Raw genomic sequence first — 15,256 nt, 5'->3', positions numbered from 1 at the left:
GCGTACACACGTCACTGCTGAAGCTCCCCCTTCGGGGGAGCTGGCAATGCGAAGCATTGACTGAGAGGGTCAGTTCTTCAGCGACTGCATCGGGGCGGGCAGGCGGCCGCCGCGGTTGATGAAGACCGACGGGTCGCGCTGGTTGACCGGCATGATGGGGCCATAGCCCAGCAGACCGCCGAAGTCCAGGATCTCGCCTGCCTTGCGGCCGATGGCCGGGATGACGCGGACGGCGGTGGTCTTGCTGTTGACCATGCCGATGGCGGCTTCGTCGGCGATGAGGGCGCTGATGACGGCAGGGGTGGTGTCGCCGGGGATGATGACCATGTCGATGCCCACCGAGCAGACGGCGGTCATAGCTTCGAGCTTTTCGATGGTCAGGCAGCCGCACTCCGCTGCGTGGATCATGCCGTCGTCCTCGCTGACGGGGATGAAGGCACCGGACAGGCCGCCCACGTGGTTGGAGGCCATGACGCCGCCCTTCTTGACGGCATCGTTCAGCAGGGCCAGGCAGGCTGTGGTGCCGCAGCAGCCGCAGGTCTCAAGGCCCATCTCTTCGAGGATGTTGGCCACGCTGTCGCCCACGGCCGGGGTGGGGGCCAGCGACAGGTCGATGATGCCGGCGGGCACACCCAGCGCCTTGGAGGCGAGGTTTGCCACCAGCTGGCCCACGCGGGTGATCTTGAACGCCGTGCGCTTGACCAGCTCGGCCACCTCGTCGATGGGGGCATCCTTGGGCAGTTTGGCCAGCGCGGCGCGCACTGCACCGGGGCCGGAGACACCGACGTGAATCTCGCAGTCAGGCTCGCCGGGGCCGTGGAATGCACCGGCCATGAAGGGGTTGTCCTCCGGCGCATTGCAGAAGACGACCAGCTTGGCCGCACCGATGCACTGACGGTCTGCCGTCAGCTCGCTGGCCTTCTTGACGGCCTCGCCCATCAGCTTGATGGCGTCCATGTTCAGGCCCGCCTTGGTGGCACCGATGTTCACCGAGCTGCACACGATGTCGGTCTCCGCCAGTGCGCGGGGGATGGACTCGATGAGCCGGAGGTCGCCCGCCGAAAAGCCCTTGTGCACAAGGGCCGTGTAGCCGCCCACAAAGTTGACGCCCACCTTCTTGCCGGCGGCATCCAGTGCTTTGGCAAAGTCCACCGGGTCGGCATCCGGGCAGGCACCCAGCAGCATGGCGATGGGCGTCACGCTGATGCGCTTGTTGATGATGGGGATGCCGTATTCGGCGCTGATGTGCTCCACGGCGGGCACCAGATTGGCCGCCTTGGTCACGATCTTGTTGTAGACCTTCTCACAGGCCTTTTTCGGGTCCGGGTCGATGCAGTCCAGCAGGCTGATGCCCATGGTCACGGTCCGCACGTCCAGATTGTCCTGGGTGAACATCTCGATGGTTTCGAGGATGTCACCGGTATTCATCATGCTCATAATAGATTCCCTTCTCTCTTAGATTCCTCTGTCGCTGACAAAAACGCGAAGCCCGGCTGCTTTGGAGCCGCAGGCGGTTAACACGTTCAAAACCGGCTTGCCAAGGCCTCCCCTCAATAGGGGAGGTGGCATCGCGTCAGCGATGACGGAGAGGTTAGATCGTGTGCATCGCGTCGAACACTTCCTGACGGGTGACGTTGATCTGCATCCCCATCTCCTTGGCCAGGGCGTCTGTGCGGTTGTGCAGTTCCTCGTGGCTGACGCTGCAATGGCTGATGTCCACCAGCATGATCATGGCGAACATGCCCTGCAGGATGCTCTGAGTCACGTCTTCGATGTTGATGTTGAGCTCACTGCACAGGGCAGCAACTTTTGCGACGACGCCGACGGTGTCGTGGCCGATGACCGTGATGAATGCTTTCATATTCCTTACCCCCAATAGTTGATGGAAAACCTCTCAGTCGGGCTTGCGCCCGCCAGCTCCCCTGGTAGGGGAGCCTTTGGCAGTAAGATGAAGTGAAATCGGCTGCCAAGGCCTCCCCTCGTTAGGGGAGGTGGCATTGCGAAGCAATGACGGAGAGGTTGATTTCCCTTCCAGTATAGCAGATTTACCGGTTTTTGAACACACTTTTTGGAAAAAAGAACGAGAACTGAGCGGAAAAGACGGTCTATCCAAAAAACAAGATGCAAATACGGCGCGCTTGTGCTATACTGAAAGATACAAATCGACGCGGTACGCCGCGGATACAAAGGAGTAACGACGATGGAACAGCTTTTGAAACTTCTGGAAGACAACGCGCGGCTGCCGATCGAGGACATTGCCACGATGCTGAATAAATCCCCCGCTGAGGTGGCGGCGATGATCGACCTGGCCCGTGCGCAGGGCATCATCAAGGGCTACAAGACCCTTGTGGACTGGGAAAAGGCCGGGGTGAACCGGGTGGAGGCCGTCATCGAACTGAACGTCAGCCCCAAGAAGAGCCGCGGCTTTGACGAGATCGCAGCCACCATCGCCGCCTTTGACGAGGTGGAGAGCGTGCTGCTGATGAGCGGCGGCTACGATCTGCAGCTGATCATCAAGGGGCAGACCTTCCAGGAGATCGCCCTGTTCGTGGCCAAGCGCCTGAGCCCGCTGGACGACGTGCTGTCCACGGCCACCCATTTTGTCCTGCGTACCTATAAGAAAGAGGGCCGCTTCTACCAGGACGACGAAATCGATGAAAGAGAGTGCACCGTGCTGTGATGGATTACGATAAACTGATCGCGCCTGCCGCTGCGGCCATGCGCCCCTCCGGCATCCGCAAATTCTTCGACCTTGCCGCCGACATGCCGGAGTGCATCAGCCTGGGCGTCGGCGAACCGGATTTCAAAACGCCCTGGGCCGTGCGCGAGGCCGGCATCGAGAGCCTGGAACACGGCCGCACCCGCTATACCGCCAATGCGGGCCTGAAGGAGCTGCGCGCAGAGATCTGCCGCTATCTGGAGCGCCGGATGAACCTGCACTACGACCCGCTGAGCCAGGTGCTGGTCACCGTGGGCGGCAGTGAGGCCATTGATATGTGCATCCGCACCGTGGTGCAGCCGGGGGACGAAGTCGTCATCCCGGAGCCGTGCTTCGTCTGCTATGAGCCCATCACCACTCTGTCAGGCGGTGTGCCGGTCCATGTGGCCTGCCGCCAGGAGGATGAGTTCCGCCTCCGCCCGGAGGCCCTGAAAGCGGCCATCACCCCTAGGACCAAGCTGCTCATCATGCCGTTCCCGAACAACCCCACCGGTGCCGTGATGGAGAAGGAAGACCTCGAAGCCATCGCCGACGTTCTGCGGGACACGAATGTTCTGGTGCTGTCGGATGAGATCTACGCCGAGCTGAACTACGGCCTGCGGCCGCACGTCTCCATTGCCACCCTGCCCGGCATGGCCGAGCGGACCATCGTGGTGAACGGCTTCTCCAAGAGCTATGCGATGACCGGCTGGCGTCTGGGCTATGCCTGCGGCCCGGCTCCCATCATCAAGATCATGACCAAGATCCACCAGAGCGCCATCATGAGCGCCCCCACCACCAGCCAGTACGCCGCCATCACAGCCCTGAAGGACTGCGACGGCGAGATCGACCGGATGCGGGATGAGTACAACATGCGCCGCCGTCTGGTGGTGAAGGGCTTCAACGCCATGGGCCTGACCTGTTTTGAGCCACGGGGTGCGTTCTACGCCTTCCCCTGCATCAAGTCCACCGGGATGACCAGCCAGGAGTTCTGCACCCGGCTGCTGGAGCAGAAGCACGTGGCACTGGTGCCCGGCGATGCCTTCGGCGCTTCCGGCGAGGGGTACTGCCGCGTGTCGTATGCGTACTCGGTGGAGCATCTGACCGAAGCCATGAAGCGCATCCGCGCCTTTTTGGAGGAAAACGGCATCGCAATGCCGCAGTGAGGAGAGTTGAAAATGGCAAAACTGAACCGTGTGACCGTTCTGGCCCCTGCCAAGCTGAATCTGGCGCTGGACGTGGTGGGTACTCTGCCCAACGGATACCACGACCTTGACATGACCATGCAGGCCATCACCCTGTATGAAAAGGTGGTGCTGGCCCGCAGCAGCGGCCTGAACCTCTCTCTGCCCGGAAGCCCGGTTGCCGCCAACGACAGCAACACCGCCATCAAGGCGGCTATCGCGTTCTTCCGCTACACCGGCCTGCTGGCGGGGGTGGACATCACCATCTATAAGAACGTGCCCGTGCGGGCCGGTATGGCGGGCGGCAGTGCGGATGCCGCCGCCGTCCTCGTGGGACTGAATGCTCTGTATGGGGCACATCTGTCCATGAGCGAGCTCTGCGCGCTGGGTGCCAAAATCGGTGCCGATGTGCCGTTTGCCCTTATGGGCGGCACCTGCCGGGTGCAGGGCGTGGGTGATGTGATGAAAGCTCTGCCGCCCTGCCCGGACTGCTGGTTCACGGTGGTCATGCCGGACTACGGTGTCTCGACCCCGGAGGCCTTTGCGGCTTACGACCGGGTGGGCAGCAGCCGCCACCCCGACTGCGAGGCGCAGGAAGCCGCGATCCGCGCCGAAGATCTGGCCGCCGTCTGTGCCGCCGCAGGCAACGCGCTGGAAGAGTGCAGCGGTGCCAAGGACAATGAGGCCATCAAGGCTGCGCTCTGCGAACACGGTGCGCTCACGGCCCTGATGACCGGCAGCGGCGCGGCGGTGTTCGGCATCTTTGCCGATGAAGCCGAAGCCCGCACGGCGGCTGCAGCCCTGAAGATCCGCTGGCCGCAGGTCTATGTGGCTCAGCCCGACAAGGGCGGTGCACGGGTCACCGCCCCGAAGTGGATGCTGTAACGCAAAACGGAATAAGACCCTCTTTCCTGGGAAATGCTATTCCCAAAGGAAAGGGGGTCTTTTCGTGCAGACCTTTTATAAAGTGTGCCTGATCTTGATGATCATCGGCGGCATCAACTGGGGCCTGGTCGGGCTGTTCCAGTTCGATTTTGTGGGGTGGCTGCTGGGTGGCAGCAGCTCCATCTGGTCCCGCATCGTCTTCACCGTGGTCGGCATCGCCGCAGTCTGCGGCATTCCAGGCTTGTTCACGGACGACGACATCGAGTGAGACGAACCAAAAAGGGCCACGGCCGCAGCCGTGGCTCTTTTGCTGGGTCAGGTCCCGTCATCCCAGCCCATCAGGTCGGGCAGGGTAAGGGTCTCGTCGGAGCAGTGGGGGTTCGCGTCGGTGCGGGCCTGAACGGTAGCTGCCTCCACGGCCCGGACGACCTCGTGGATGGCGGCGCAGTCTTCGGGCAGGTCGGTCTGGCTGCGGCCGGAATGGGTGAACAGGACCCTGCCCATGGGGCCCACCACCAGTGTCAGCGGCAGGATCTGCGGGGCAGACTTGTCGTAGTGATAACCGGCATCTTTGGCGGCCTTGTAGATCTTCTGGGCCGCGAAGCTCCAGCTCAGCAGGCCGCGGGTCTGCTCCACGCCCAGATAGCCGTACAGCACACCCGGCCCGTCGCAGATGACCGGGAAGGGAAACTCCGACCCGCGGGTGGCCGTGGCCACCGCCTTGGCGCTGGACCGCACCACACAGGCCAGCCGTGCGCCCTTGAGGGCGGGCAGGGTCTTGAGGTAGCGGGTGATGTACTCACGGCTGACGGGATGGTCGAACCCCGGCAGGAAGATCATGCACAGGGGTCGGCTGCCCTCGCACAGGGTATAAAAATCGTTTTCCGGTACCGTGGGGGTGTCGTAGGTGAATCGGGGGATGTTCGTCCCCACCAGATGCTCAGACTTCATGCCGCAATTGCACATCCTTTCAAACACGCTGACAAATCCGCGAAGCCCTGCTGCAAAAGAGCCCGCAGGGCGAAAACCAACAGCCAAAACCGGCTTGCCAAGGGCTCTCCCTTTCGAAAGACTCCCCCGGCCGGGGGAGGTGGCACATTTGCGCCAGAAGGGGATAAGCTGGCGAGCGCAGCGAGACTGAGAGGGTATAAAAAAATCCACACACTGTTCCTCCTGGCAGAGGACAGCGGTGGATGAAGTTCCTATAAAAAGATCCCGCCCGGTCGTCTGCGGCAATCAAACCTACCCTTGCGGACAGGTGGGTGCCCTGTCTCCGGATTCACGCTTCCTCATCGAACCTCTGGGGTCGAGCCCACAGCGGGGAGGTCTGCAATCCACCGGCGAACGCCGGGCTCCCGTTGAATGATTAGTAGGATCATATAAACCGCAACAAATCGAGCCGGGCAGGAAGTTTTGCACGGGTCAATCGTCTGAAAAACTTACTCGATCTCGAACTGGTCGCTCAGCCGCTTCTCGAACAGCTTGCTGACTTCCAGCAGGGTCTCGTCGTCTTCCACGACATCCAGATATTCGCCCTCGCTGTCTTCGCCGACGCTCAGGATGACGAGCTGAGCATCCTCGTTCACGTCTTCCTCGTCCTCGGCGTATTCCACGACGGCCATATAATGCACGCCCTTATGGTCCAGCGCGTCGATCACCTCAAAGGTGACTTCGTTGCCGTCCTCGTCCTCAAGGGTCATCAGATCGGGCTGATATTCCTCTTCGGCGTTCGGGTTCTTGATCTCTTCTGCCATAAGATACGTTCTCCTGTTACAAACGAAAAATAAAGTTGGGGCAGCCGGGGCTTTCTGTGCTCCCACAGGCCCTTGCTGTGCTTATAGTGTAGCGTTTTTTTGCCCGCTCGTCAAGATGTTTTTCGCACAGAAATCTGCGGACAAATTTTCACGCATTTCCCTCTCGCATCCGGCGCAGAAATATGCTATACTGAACTCTGTGTACCGCCTGCTCGGTTCCGGGCGAGCGGGAAGCTGTTACTATGCTATTCACCGAGAGGTCAGAGTTATGAATCGTTTTTATAAAAAAGCGCTGGCGGTGCTGGCGCTCCTGGGCTGTGTGGCGCTGACGGGCTGTTCGCTCAAGGACAAGCTCAGCGGCACTTCGGGGCCGAAAGCCATCTCCCGCCCGGCGGTGGAGTCCGCCGAGGTGCAGTTCACCCACCCGGCGGCGGGCGACACCATCGCGGTGTTCGATACCTCGGCGGGCGTGTTCAAGGCCGTGCTCTTCCCCACGCTGGCCCCGCAGGCCTGCGACAACTTCATCGGCCTTGCGCAGGCGGGGTACTACAACGGCCTGACCGTTTCCCGCGTCGAGAACGAATTTCTCGTCGAGGCCGGGCAGGGGGCCGATGGCAAAGGTACCACCATCTGGAACGGCAGCCGCTACCCCATTGAGGCCACCGACCGGCTCCATCACTACGCCGGGGCGCTGTGTGCGGCCACGGATGCCTCCGGCCAGTGCGCCAGCGTCTTCTATGTGATGGAGTCGCTGCCCGGCGGCGATTCCGTGACGCAGGAGCTTGTGGACCAGATGAACGCGGCCTCCTACCGCGCCGAGGTCGTGGCCGCCTACCAGACGGCGGGCGGCGCACCCTACCTTGACTACACCGACACCGTCTTCGGCCAGGTGTACGAGGGGATGGACATCGTGGACAACATCGCCCAGACGGCGGTGGATGAGAACCAGAAGCCCACCGAGGCCATCACCATCCACAGCGTCAGCATCGAGACGTATCAATAACAACTACGCAATGCAAAAAGGCTCCCGTGGCAGTGGGAGCCTTTTTTGCTGCTCAGATCTCGCCGGGGTGCTCTTTGCGCCAGGCGAGGTAATCTTCGAGGATGACGGTGGCGCTGACGGAGTCGAGGATCTCTTTCCGCCGGGCACCGAAGGTGCCGGTCTCGGAGAGGATATCGGCGGCTTCGCAGGTGGACTGCCGCTCGTCCCACATCCGGACGGGCAGGCCGCTCCAGATCTGCAGCGTCTTGGCCAGTTTCCGGCTCTTTTCGGCGCGTTCGCCCTCGGTGCCGTCCATGTTCAGCGGCAGGCCCACCACGATGAGCTCGGCATGGATCTCGGCGGCGATCTCGCACACTCGCGCCGCCACCTTCGGGCGGGCTTTCAGAGTGATCTGTGGTGTGATGGCGGTGGTGAGGAATTCGGAGGCGTCGCAGGTGGCAAGGCCGGTGCGGCTGGCTCCGTAGTCAACGGCTAATATCTTCATAATGGCATCCTTTCCCATTCGGTTTTCCCCAGTGTATCACAGAATAGATGTTCTTGCAATTTTGTGTTACAATAAGAGCAGGTCACGCCCTCTCAGGCGCTTCGCGATGACGGAGAGGGCAGGCAAGCAAAGAGAGGTTTTTATGTTACAACTGGTCTTAGGCGGGTCGGGCAGCGGCAAGACGACGCTGCTGTATCACCGCATCCGTGCCCGCGCCGAGGCGGGTCAGAAGAGCATCCTGCTGGTGCCGGAACAGTTCACCTCCTCCACCGAGGGGCGCATCTACCGCGAACTGGGCGATGCGCTTTCCGGCATGGTGGAGAGTTTTTCGTTCACGAGCCTGGCCGAGAAGATCCTGTCCGTGGAGGGCGGCGCAGCCGTGCAGATCCTTTCGGACGCAGGCCGCGCTGTGCTGGTGCGCCGCGCACTGGAGGAATTGCAGGAAAACGTCCATTACTACTACCGCAACCGGCGGAGCGCAGCGTTCTGCCAGATGGCCGCCGAGACCATCGACGAGCTCAAGAGCGCGGGCCTGTCCGGCCAGCAGCTGGCCGACCTTGCCAAAGGCTGCGGGGCCGAGAGCGGCAAACTGGGGGAGCTGGCCCTGATCTTTCAGGGCTACGAGACCCTGCTCGCCCGCAGCGGCATGGACCCCGCCGACCGGCTGGAGCTGGCCGGAGCGCGGCTCGAAGAGGCGCTGGCCTGCGGCGCAGTGCCGGGATTTTTGCAGGAGCGGGAGGTCTTCATCGACGAGTTCGATACCTTTAACGCGCCCAAAAAGCGGCTGCTGGGGGCGCTGCTGGCCGCTCTGCCCAGGGTGACGGTGGCCCTGTGCGACGATGGGGCACCGCTTGTGCCCGGCGATGTGAGTCTGTTTTCGGGGGCCAAGCAGGTGGCCGTGCAGCTGCGCCAGCTGGCCCGCAAAAATGGGGCCGAGGTGGCTGCGCCCCAGCTGCTCCGGCGGGACCTGCGGCACACCGAGGCCCCCGGCCTTGCGGCAGTGACCGCGCTGCTGGAGACCGGCACCTGTGCACCGCTGGAAGCGCCGGCGGACGAGGTGCGGCTGTTTGCTGCGCCCAGCCGGGAAGAGGAGGCCCGCGCCGCCGCCGGTGCCATCCGCCGCCTGATGCGGCAGGGGGTGCGGTGCGGCAGGATCGCGGTGGTCTGCCGCGACATCGGCAAGTACCGCGCCGCTGTGCGGTATGAGTTCCGGATGGCGGGCATCCCGCTCTACTGCGATGAGCCGACCACCCCGGAGTTCAGCGCCCCGGCCACGGCGGTCCGGGCACTGCTGGCGCTGGCCCGCGGGGCCGACCTGACCGAGAATCTGACCACGCTGGCCAAAACGGGCCTGTGCGCCCTGACCGAAGAAGAGGTCTGCGCCCTCGAAAACTACGCCTATACCTGGTCGCCCAATGCGGCGGCATGGCGGGCAGCGTTCCGGAACGACCCCAAAGGCTTCGGCGATCGGGAGCTGACCGAAGAGGACGCCCGGAACCTGTCCGATGCCGAAAAGGCCCGCGCTCTGCTGGTGAACGCCGCCGATGCCCTGCGCGGCAAGGTGCGGAACGCCAACGCCGAGGCCATCAGCCGGGCGCTCTACTTCTGCCTCAAAGAGCTGGGCGCAGAGGAGCAGCAGGCGGCACAGGTGGAAGCCATCCGCGCGGCGCGGGGCATCCCGGCGGCGGAAGAGGCCGCTCGCGAGTGGAACGTGGTCATGGAGCTGCTGGACGAGATGGCCCGCCTGCTGGGCGAGCAGACCGTGACGGTGGCCGAATACGAAGACCTGTTCGGGCTGCTGCTGCGTTCGTCCGACCTGGGGCATATCCCGCAGACACTGGACGCCGTGGTACTGGCCAGCGCGGGCAAGATGCGGCTGGACGAGCCGGACTATGTCTTCGTGCTGGGCCTTGCCGAGGGCGAGTTCCCCACGGCCCCCGGCGAGACGGGCCTGCTGACCCACGCCGACCGCGACGCCCTGATGGCGCAGGAGATCGACCTGCCCGACTGCTTTGAGAACCGGGTCGTCCGCGAGCAGGTCTGCTTCTATAAGGCGCTCACCGCCCCGGCCAGAGGGCTGTGGCTGAGCTGGCCCAAGGGGCAGGGGCAGACCCTCTGCGCGGCGTTGGAGCCGATCGTGGAGGCGCTGGAACCGACCCCGCCGGAGCTGGCTCTGCCCGACCTGGCCGCGACCCCTGCCGACGGCCTCGACTGCCTGGGCGGCGGCTGGCCCCTGACCGGAACGGAACGCGCCAGCCTGACCGAGGCTCTGCGCACCCCCGGCGGCGAGGAGCCGGAGGGCCTGAAGCTGCTGCGCCGGATGGCGGACGCTTCGCCCCGGCAGGTCAGCGACCTGGATGCACTGGAAGAACTGCTGGGCCGGCGGCTGCGCATCTCGCCGAGCCAGCTGGAAAAATATTATACCTGCCGGTACGGCTACTTTTTGCAGTACGTGCTGGGCCTGCGCCCCCGCCGCCGGGCCGAGCTTTCGGCTGACCAGAGCGGCAGCCTAATGCACTGGGTGCTGCAGATGGCACTGGACCCGGACCCTGCGCCGGACAACCCCTGCGCCGCCATGCTGGCTCCCTTCATCGAGCTGGACGACGACGCCATGGCGGAGCTGGCGGGGCTTCTGGTGGACGAATACGCCCGCCGCTATCTGCCCGAAGACACAGCCCGTTTTGCCTACCTGCTCTCCCGCCTGAAAAAGAGCATGGCGAGCCTGCTGTGCTACCTGCGGGATGAACAGCGCCAGTCCAGCTTCCGGCCTGTGGCCTGTGAGCTGAAGATCGGCAGCGGCGGGGACGGCGTCCGCGCCCAGACCTATCATCTCTCGGATGGGCGGACCGTCCAGCTGGTGGGCACGGTGGACCGCGCCGATGAATGGGTCGAGGAGGATGGCACCCGCTGGGTGCGGGTCGTGGACTACAAGACCGGCAGCAAAAAACTGGACCTGAAGGAGGTCTACTGCGGCCTCGACTGCCAGATGCTGCTGTATCTGTTCAGCCTGACGCGGGACGGCAGCGGCCGCTTTACCGGGGCAGAACCGGCGGGCGTTCTGTATCTGCTGGCCGACCCGGCCCCGGAGAATACCACCCGCGCCAACGCAGCCCGCAGCGTGGAATACAAGCTGGACGGTCTGGTGCGGGACGAGCAGAAGCTGTTCCGCGCCATGGACGCCGACGAGACGGGGCGGTATCTGCCCTTCTCGTATCTGCGCGGTGTGCCCAGCCCCTACCAGAAGGACAAACGCGCCGACAGCGCCAAGCTCGACCGCATCCGGCTGCATCTGGACGACCTCGTGACCCGGATGGGCGAGCAGCTCTACGGCGGGCAGATCGCCGCCGAACCGCTGGTCACGGGCCGAAGCCCCTGCCTGTGGTGCGATTACAGCTTTATCTGCTGCCACGAGAACGGCATCGGCGAGCGGGCATTGGATGCCCCGGCCAAGCCTTTTGAAGTCCCTGAGACCCCGCCGGAAGAAGGAAAGGAGGAACAGCCGTGAGCGAAACCAAATGGACAGCCGCCCAGCAGGCCGCCATCGACGACCGGGGCGGTGCGCTGCTGGTCAGTGCGGCTGCGGGCAGCGGCAAGACGGCGGTGCTGACCGAACGCGCCGTCCGGCTCATCACCGACCTGGAATGCCCCATCGACGCCGACAAACTGCTCATCGTCACCTTTACGAACGCGGCCGCAGCCGAGCTGCGGGCCCGCATCGGGCAGGCGCTGCTCCGCCGCAGTCAGGCCGAACCTGGCAACACGGCCCTGCGCCGCCAGCGGATGCTGCTGCAGCGCGCCCCCATCTGCACCATTGATGCGTTCTGCCTGGACCTTCTGCGCAAGCACTTCCAGGCGCTCGATATCCCGCCGGACTTTTCCCCCGCCGACCCCGGCAGTGTGGCGGCCCTGCGCGCGGCGGCACTGGCCGAAACGCTGGAACAGGCCTATGCCGACCCGGATTTCTGCGCCTTTGCAGACCTCTACGGCAAGGGCCGCAGCGACAAAGCCGCCGGGGATACCATCCTGCACGTCTACGATTTTCTCCGCGCCCTGCCCGACTACGACCGCAAGCTGGATGAATTTCTGGAACCGTGGCAGGCCGGGCATGGATTCGATGCGACCTGCTGGCACGACCTGCTGCTGGCCGAGGCAGCCCGCGCTGCCAGAGCCGGGCGGGAGCTGTTCTGCGCAGCCTGGAACGACTGCAAAGACGACCTCGTCCTGGACCGCATCGAGGCTGAGAATAAAGGAAAGACCGATGCCGCCCGCGCCAAGGCCGTGGCAGGCGTCAATGATAAATTCGCTGAACCGCTGGAACGGCTCGAAGCGGCCGCTGCCCTGCTGGGCGAGGTGGAGCGGCTGGCCGAAGCAGGGGAGTGGACCCCGCTCTACGACCGGCTCACCCCCTATGTGCTCGGCATGGAGCCGATGCCCGGCCTGAAGGGAATGAAAAAGCGGCTGACCGGAGAGCACAAAGCCGCCGTCAAGACCCGCGCCGACGAAGCGGCTGCGCTGTTCGGGCAGATCCTGGAACTGATCTCTTGCAGTGAAGACGAGGCCGAAGCCGACCGCGCCGCCGCCCTGCCCCGCCTGCGGGCCCTGTTTGCCGCCGTGCGGGCGTTCGATGCCCGCTTTGCGGCCAAAAAGCAGGAGCGGAAGCTGCTGGAGTTCAGCGACTTCGAGCATCAGGCCCTTCGACTCCTCCGCAGCCCGGACGGCACCCCCACCCCGCTCTGCGAGACCATCCGGCAGAACTATGCGGCCGTCATGGTGGACGAGTATCAGGACACCAACGCCTTACAGGACGCACTCTACCGCTGTCTGGCTTCGCCCGCCGGGGACGACCTCTTCCTTGTGGGCGATTTGAAACAGAGCATCTACCGCTTCCGGCAGGCAGACCCCAGCATCTTCCGGGAAAAGCTGGATGCTTGGCCGCTCCTGCCCGGCGGCGCGGCCCGCCCCCGCCCGGCGGAAGGGACGCCCGGCCAGAACGCGCTGCTGGCGCTGGATGCGAACTTCCGCAGTGCGCCGGAAGTGGTGCGGGGCATCAACTTCCTGTTTGAGCAGCTCATGACCCCCGCCCTGGGCGATACGGCCTACGGCGACGGCCAGCGGCTGGTCTGCGGCGCACCGGGCGAATATGCGGGCAGTGTGGAGGCCTGCTTCCTGCCCGACGACACCGCCGAGACGGACGCGGAGTGCATCGCCCAGAAGATCGAAGCCCTGATGGCCTCCGGGGAGCAGGTGCGGGACGGCGGCTCCACCCGCCCGGTGCAGTACGAGGATTGCTGCATCCTGCTGGCGGCGCGCGGCGACTTCCCGGCCTATGTGGAAGCCCTGACCGCCCACGGCATCCCGGTTTATGCGGACGCCCGCGAAAATCTGCTGGATGCGCCCCACATCCGGCCCCTGATCGCGCTGCTGAAGGTCATCGACAACCCGGCGCAGGATATCTATCTTGCCGCCGCCATGCTGGGCCCGCTGTTCGGCTTTACGGACGACGACCTGGTCCGCCTCCGTGCCCGCGCGGAGGAATTGCAGAAACAGCAGGACGAGGCCCGCCGTGCCGCACAGGAGGCGGCAGGGGAGACGCCTGCACCGCAGCATCGCCAGCGGATGAGCCTGTACGGGGCACTGCTGTTGACCGTGAACAGCGCCGAAGAAAGCCCCTTTGAACAGAAGGTCCGGGCGTTCTATGCCCGGCTGACCGAGCTGCGCCGGATGGCCCGGAGTGTGCCGGTGGAACAGCTGCTCGAAGAGATCTTTGCGTCCACGGGCTATCTGGCCGCGCTGGGCGTGATGGAGAACGGCACCAAGCGCCGGGAAGATGCCCGGCGGTTCGCGTCCTTCTGCGCCGGGGCCGGGGCAAACGGCATCTCCGGCCTCATCCGCGCCATTGACGCCGCCGCGCAGGCGGGCTCCCCCGGGCAGGAGACCGTGCCCGGCGGCTCCCGCCCCGGCTGTGTGACCATCATGACCATCCACCGTTCCAAGGGCCTGCAGTTCCCGGTGGTCTTTGTGGCGGATACGGCCCGGCGGGTCAATGCCGCCGATACCCCCCAGCCGGGGCTGCTCCATCGAGTGTACGGGGCCCGGCTGCGGCTGCGCCCCGAAGACGGCGAAGGCTCCTATAAAACGGCGGCCTACGCGGCGCTGGCCAATGTCCACGCCGCCGAACTGCGCAGCGAGCAGATGCGCCTGCTGTATGTGGCGCTCACCCGCGCACAGGACAAATTGATCCTGACCATCCCGCTGGGCATGACCAAAACGACCAACCCGCTGGCGAAGGCGGCGGCCTTCCTCGCGGCGGGCGCAGGGGAAACGCTGAACCGGCAGGCCAACAGCTTCGCCGACTGGCTGCGCACGGCCCTGCTCGTCCACCCCAACGGCGGGCCGCTGCGCCGCCTGGCCGAGAACCTCGAACTGCCGTTTGCGGACACCCGCAGTACCATCGCGATTTCCTTTGAAGAGGCTCCGGAAGAGCTCCAGCCCGCTGCGGAAGAAGCCCCGGCCCCGGAGGCCCCCGCCGCCGACCCGGTGTTGACGGAACAGCTGCGGCAGGGCTTTGCCTGGCAGTACCCGGCGGCTTCGCTGGCGGCAGTGCCCGCCAAGGTCAGCGTCACGAGCATCGTGCACAAGCGGGAGCAGACGACACTGGAGCGCCCCGGCTTCCTCTCCAAGGATGGCCTGACGGCCGCTGAGATGGGCACGGCGCTGCATGCCTTCCTCGAACACGCCGACTTTGCCGCCCTTGCCGCTGCAAAGACATCCGGCACCCTTGATGAGGCCATCTGCGCCGAGCGGGACCGTCAGGTGGCCGTGCAGCTGACCCCGCCGGAGATCGCGGAAAAGCTGGACGTCCGCCGCATCCGCCGCTTTGCCGAGAGCGATGCCTTTGCCCGCATCTGTGCGGCGGATGCCGTGCTGCGGGAGCTGGCCTTCATCACAGCTCTGCCCGCCTCGGCGGTGCTGGCTGCACAGGGCAGCGCGGCCCCGGAGGGCGAAGCGGCGAAAGCCAGCGTCCTCGTGCAGGGCATTGCGGACATCGTGCTCGTCTTCCCGGACCATCTCGAACTGCTGGACTATAAGACCGACCGCCGCAAGACCGAGGCCGACTTCCTTGCCGCCTACCGCGCCCAGCTCAACCTGTACGCCCTCGCCATCGACAAGCGCTTTGCGCCGAAGAAGGTGACCTATAAGGGTATCTATTCGCTGGAACTGGGAAAGCTGATCGAGGTGAAGGGATAA

Annotated in this window: 12 protein-coding genes and 1 other RNA gene; 7 read left to right on the top strand and 6 right to left on the bottom strand. The window is 64.6% G+C overall.

The features are described 5' to 3' along the window. Window positions 1-69: 69 nt before the first annotated feature. Together J3350_RS02565 and J3350_RS02560 are read right to left on the bottom strand one after the other, a co-directional pair. Window positions 70-1,437, bottom strand: a complete 1,368-nt coding sequence (locus J3350_RS02565) for a PFL family protein (RefSeq protein WP_097792746.1) — start codon at window positions 1,435-1,437, stop codon at window positions 70-72. A 154-nt stretch (window positions 1,438-1,591) separates the two neighbouring features. Beyond that, entirely contained in the window at window positions 1,592-1,861 is a 270-nt protein-coding gene (locus J3350_RS02560; protein WP_097792745.1) for an ACT domain-containing protein, read from the bottom strand. Window positions 1,862-2,200: 339 nt separating this feature from the next. On the opposite strand from J3350_RS02560, the gene J3350_RS02555 reads away from it, so the two are divergent. The 4 genes from J3350_RS02555 to J3350_RS02540 all read left to right on the top strand — a co-directional run bounded on the left by J3350_RS02555 (window position 2,201) and on the right by J3350_RS02540 (window position 5,035). Then, window positions 2,201-2,680: an Lrp/AsnC family transcriptional regulator gene (locus J3350_RS02555; protein ID WP_207685569.1), complete on the top strand. Its 480-nt coding sequence runs from the start codon at window positions 2,201-2,203 to the stop codon at window positions 2,678-2,680. After that, entirely contained in the window at window positions 2,680-3,864 is a 1,185-nt protein-coding gene (locus J3350_RS02550) for a pyridoxal phosphate-dependent aminotransferase (protein ID WP_207685568.1), read from the top strand. Before J3350_RS02555 ends, J3350_RS02550 begins: the two co-directional genes overlap by 1 nt. Before the next feature lie 12 nt (window positions 3,865-3,876). After that, window positions 3,877-4,767, top strand: coding sequence for a 4-(cytidine 5'-diphospho)-2-C-methyl-D-erythritol kinase (gene ispE, locus J3350_RS02545; protein ID WP_207685567.1), 891 nt, complete (start codon window positions 3,877-3,879; stop codon window positions 4,765-4,767). A 64-nt stretch (window positions 4,768-4,831) separates the two neighbouring features. Next, on the top strand, window positions 4,832-5,035 hold the full coding sequence (locus J3350_RS02540) for a DUF378 domain-containing protein (protein WP_097792741.1): 204 nt from the start codon (window positions 4,832-4,834) through the stop codon (window positions 5,033-5,035). A gap of 47 nt (window positions 5,036-5,082) precedes the next feature. On the opposite strand, the gene J3350_RS02535 is transcribed toward J3350_RS02540, so the two are convergent. From J3350_RS02535 to J3350_RS02525, 3 genes are all read right to left on the bottom strand, one after another. Beyond that, on the bottom strand, window positions 5,083-5,718 hold the full coding sequence (locus tag J3350_RS02535) for a hypothetical protein (RefSeq protein ID WP_207685566.1): 636 nt from the start codon (window positions 5,716-5,718) through the stop codon (window positions 5,083-5,085). A 257-nt stretch (window positions 5,719-5,975) separates the two neighbouring features. After that, window positions 5,976-6,180, bottom strand: a non-coding RNA gene (gene ssrS / locus J3350_RS02530) — 6S RNA. 26 nt (window positions 6,181-6,206) lie between these two features. Then, entirely contained in the window at window positions 6,207-6,521 is a 315-nt protein-coding gene (locus J3350_RS02525) for a DUF1292 domain-containing protein (RefSeq protein ID WP_055190606.1), read from the bottom strand. Window positions 6,522-6,789: 268 nt separating this feature from the next. Here J3350_RS02525 and J3350_RS02520 point away from each other — a divergent pair, with 268 nt between their 5' ends. Next, window positions 6,790-7,524 (top strand): peptidylprolyl isomerase, encoded by a 735-nt coding sequence (locus J3350_RS02520; protein WP_097792739.1) that lies wholly within the window; start codon window positions 6,790-6,792, stop codon window positions 7,522-7,524. A 52-nt stretch (window positions 7,525-7,576) separates the two neighbouring features. Here J3350_RS02520 and ruvX read toward each other — a convergent pair whose 3' ends face one another. Beyond that, the gene (gene ruvX / locus J3350_RS02515; RefSeq protein ID WP_118552058.1) at window positions 7,577-8,008 is read right to left on the bottom strand and encodes a Holliday junction resolvase RuvX; all 432 of its coding nucleotides are present in this window, start codon (window positions 8,006-8,008) and stop codon (window positions 7,577-7,579) included. Window positions 8,009-8,150: 142 nt separating this feature from the next. Between ruvX and J3350_RS02510 the strand changes: the two genes are divergently transcribed. Then, complete coding sequence (locus tag J3350_RS02510; protein ID WP_207685565.1) at window positions 8,151-11,513, top strand: PD-(D/E)XK nuclease family protein; 3,363 nt, start codon at window positions 8,151-8,153, stop codon at window positions 11,511-11,513. Then, window positions 11,510-15,256, top strand: a complete 3,747-nt coding sequence (locus tag J3350_RS02505; RefSeq protein WP_207685564.1) for a UvrD-helicase domain-containing protein — start codon at window positions 11,510-11,512, stop codon at window positions 15,254-15,256. Before J3350_RS02510 ends, J3350_RS02505 begins: the two co-directional genes overlap by 4 nt.

This window comes from Faecalibacterium sp. Marseille-Q3530 (genome assembly GCF_017377625.1).
Classification (GTDB): Bacteria; Bacillota; Clostridia; order Oscillospirales; family Ruminococcaceae; genus Faecalibacterium; species Faecalibacterium prausnitzii_E.
The sequence above is the reverse complement of the archived record's forward strand: the minus strand, read 5'-3'. Positions and strand labels throughout refer to the sequence as shown.

What these genes read in the sequence shown, in the direction of transcription:
- J3350_RS02560 (WP_097792745.1), bottom strand. Translation starts at nt 1,861, where the DNA reads ATGAAAGCATTCATCACGGTCATCGGCCACGACACCGTCGGCGTCGTC.
- J3350_RS02510 (WP_207685565.1), top strand. Translation starts at nt 8,151, where the DNA reads ATGTTACAACTGGTCTTAGGCGGGTCGGGCAGCGGCAAGACGACGCTG.
- J3350_RS02535 (WP_207685566.1), bottom strand. Translation starts at nt 5,718, where the DNA reads ATGAAGTCTGAGCATCTGGTGGGGACGAACATCCCCCGATTCACCTAC.
- J3350_RS02520 (WP_097792739.1), top strand. Translation starts at nt 6,790, where the DNA reads ATGAATCGTTTTTATAAAAAAGCGCTGGCGGTGCTGGCGCTCCTGGGC.
- J3350_RS02565 (WP_097792746.1), bottom strand. Translation starts at nt 1,437, where the DNA reads ATGAGCATGATGAATACCGGTGACATCCTCGAAACCATCGAGATGTTC.
- ruvX (WP_118552058.1), bottom strand. Translation starts at nt 8,008, where the DNA reads ATGAAGATATTAGCCGTTGACTACGGAGCCAGCCGCACCGGCCTTGCC.
- ispE (WP_207685567.1), top strand. Translation starts at nt 3,877, where the DNA reads ATGGCAAAACTGAACCGTGTGACCGTTCTGGCCCCTGCCAAGCTGAAT.
- J3350_RS02525 (WP_055190606.1), bottom strand. Translation starts at nt 6,521, where the DNA reads ATGGCAGAAGAGATCAAGAACCCGAACGCCGAAGAGGAATATCAGCCC.
- J3350_RS02550 (WP_207685568.1), top strand. Translation starts at nt 2,680, where the DNA reads ATGGATTACGATAAACTGATCGCGCCTGCCGCTGCGGCCATGCGCCCC.
- J3350_RS02555 (WP_207685569.1), top strand. Translation starts at nt 2,201, where the DNA reads ATGGAACAGCTTTTGAAACTTCTGGAAGACAACGCGCGGCTGCCGATC.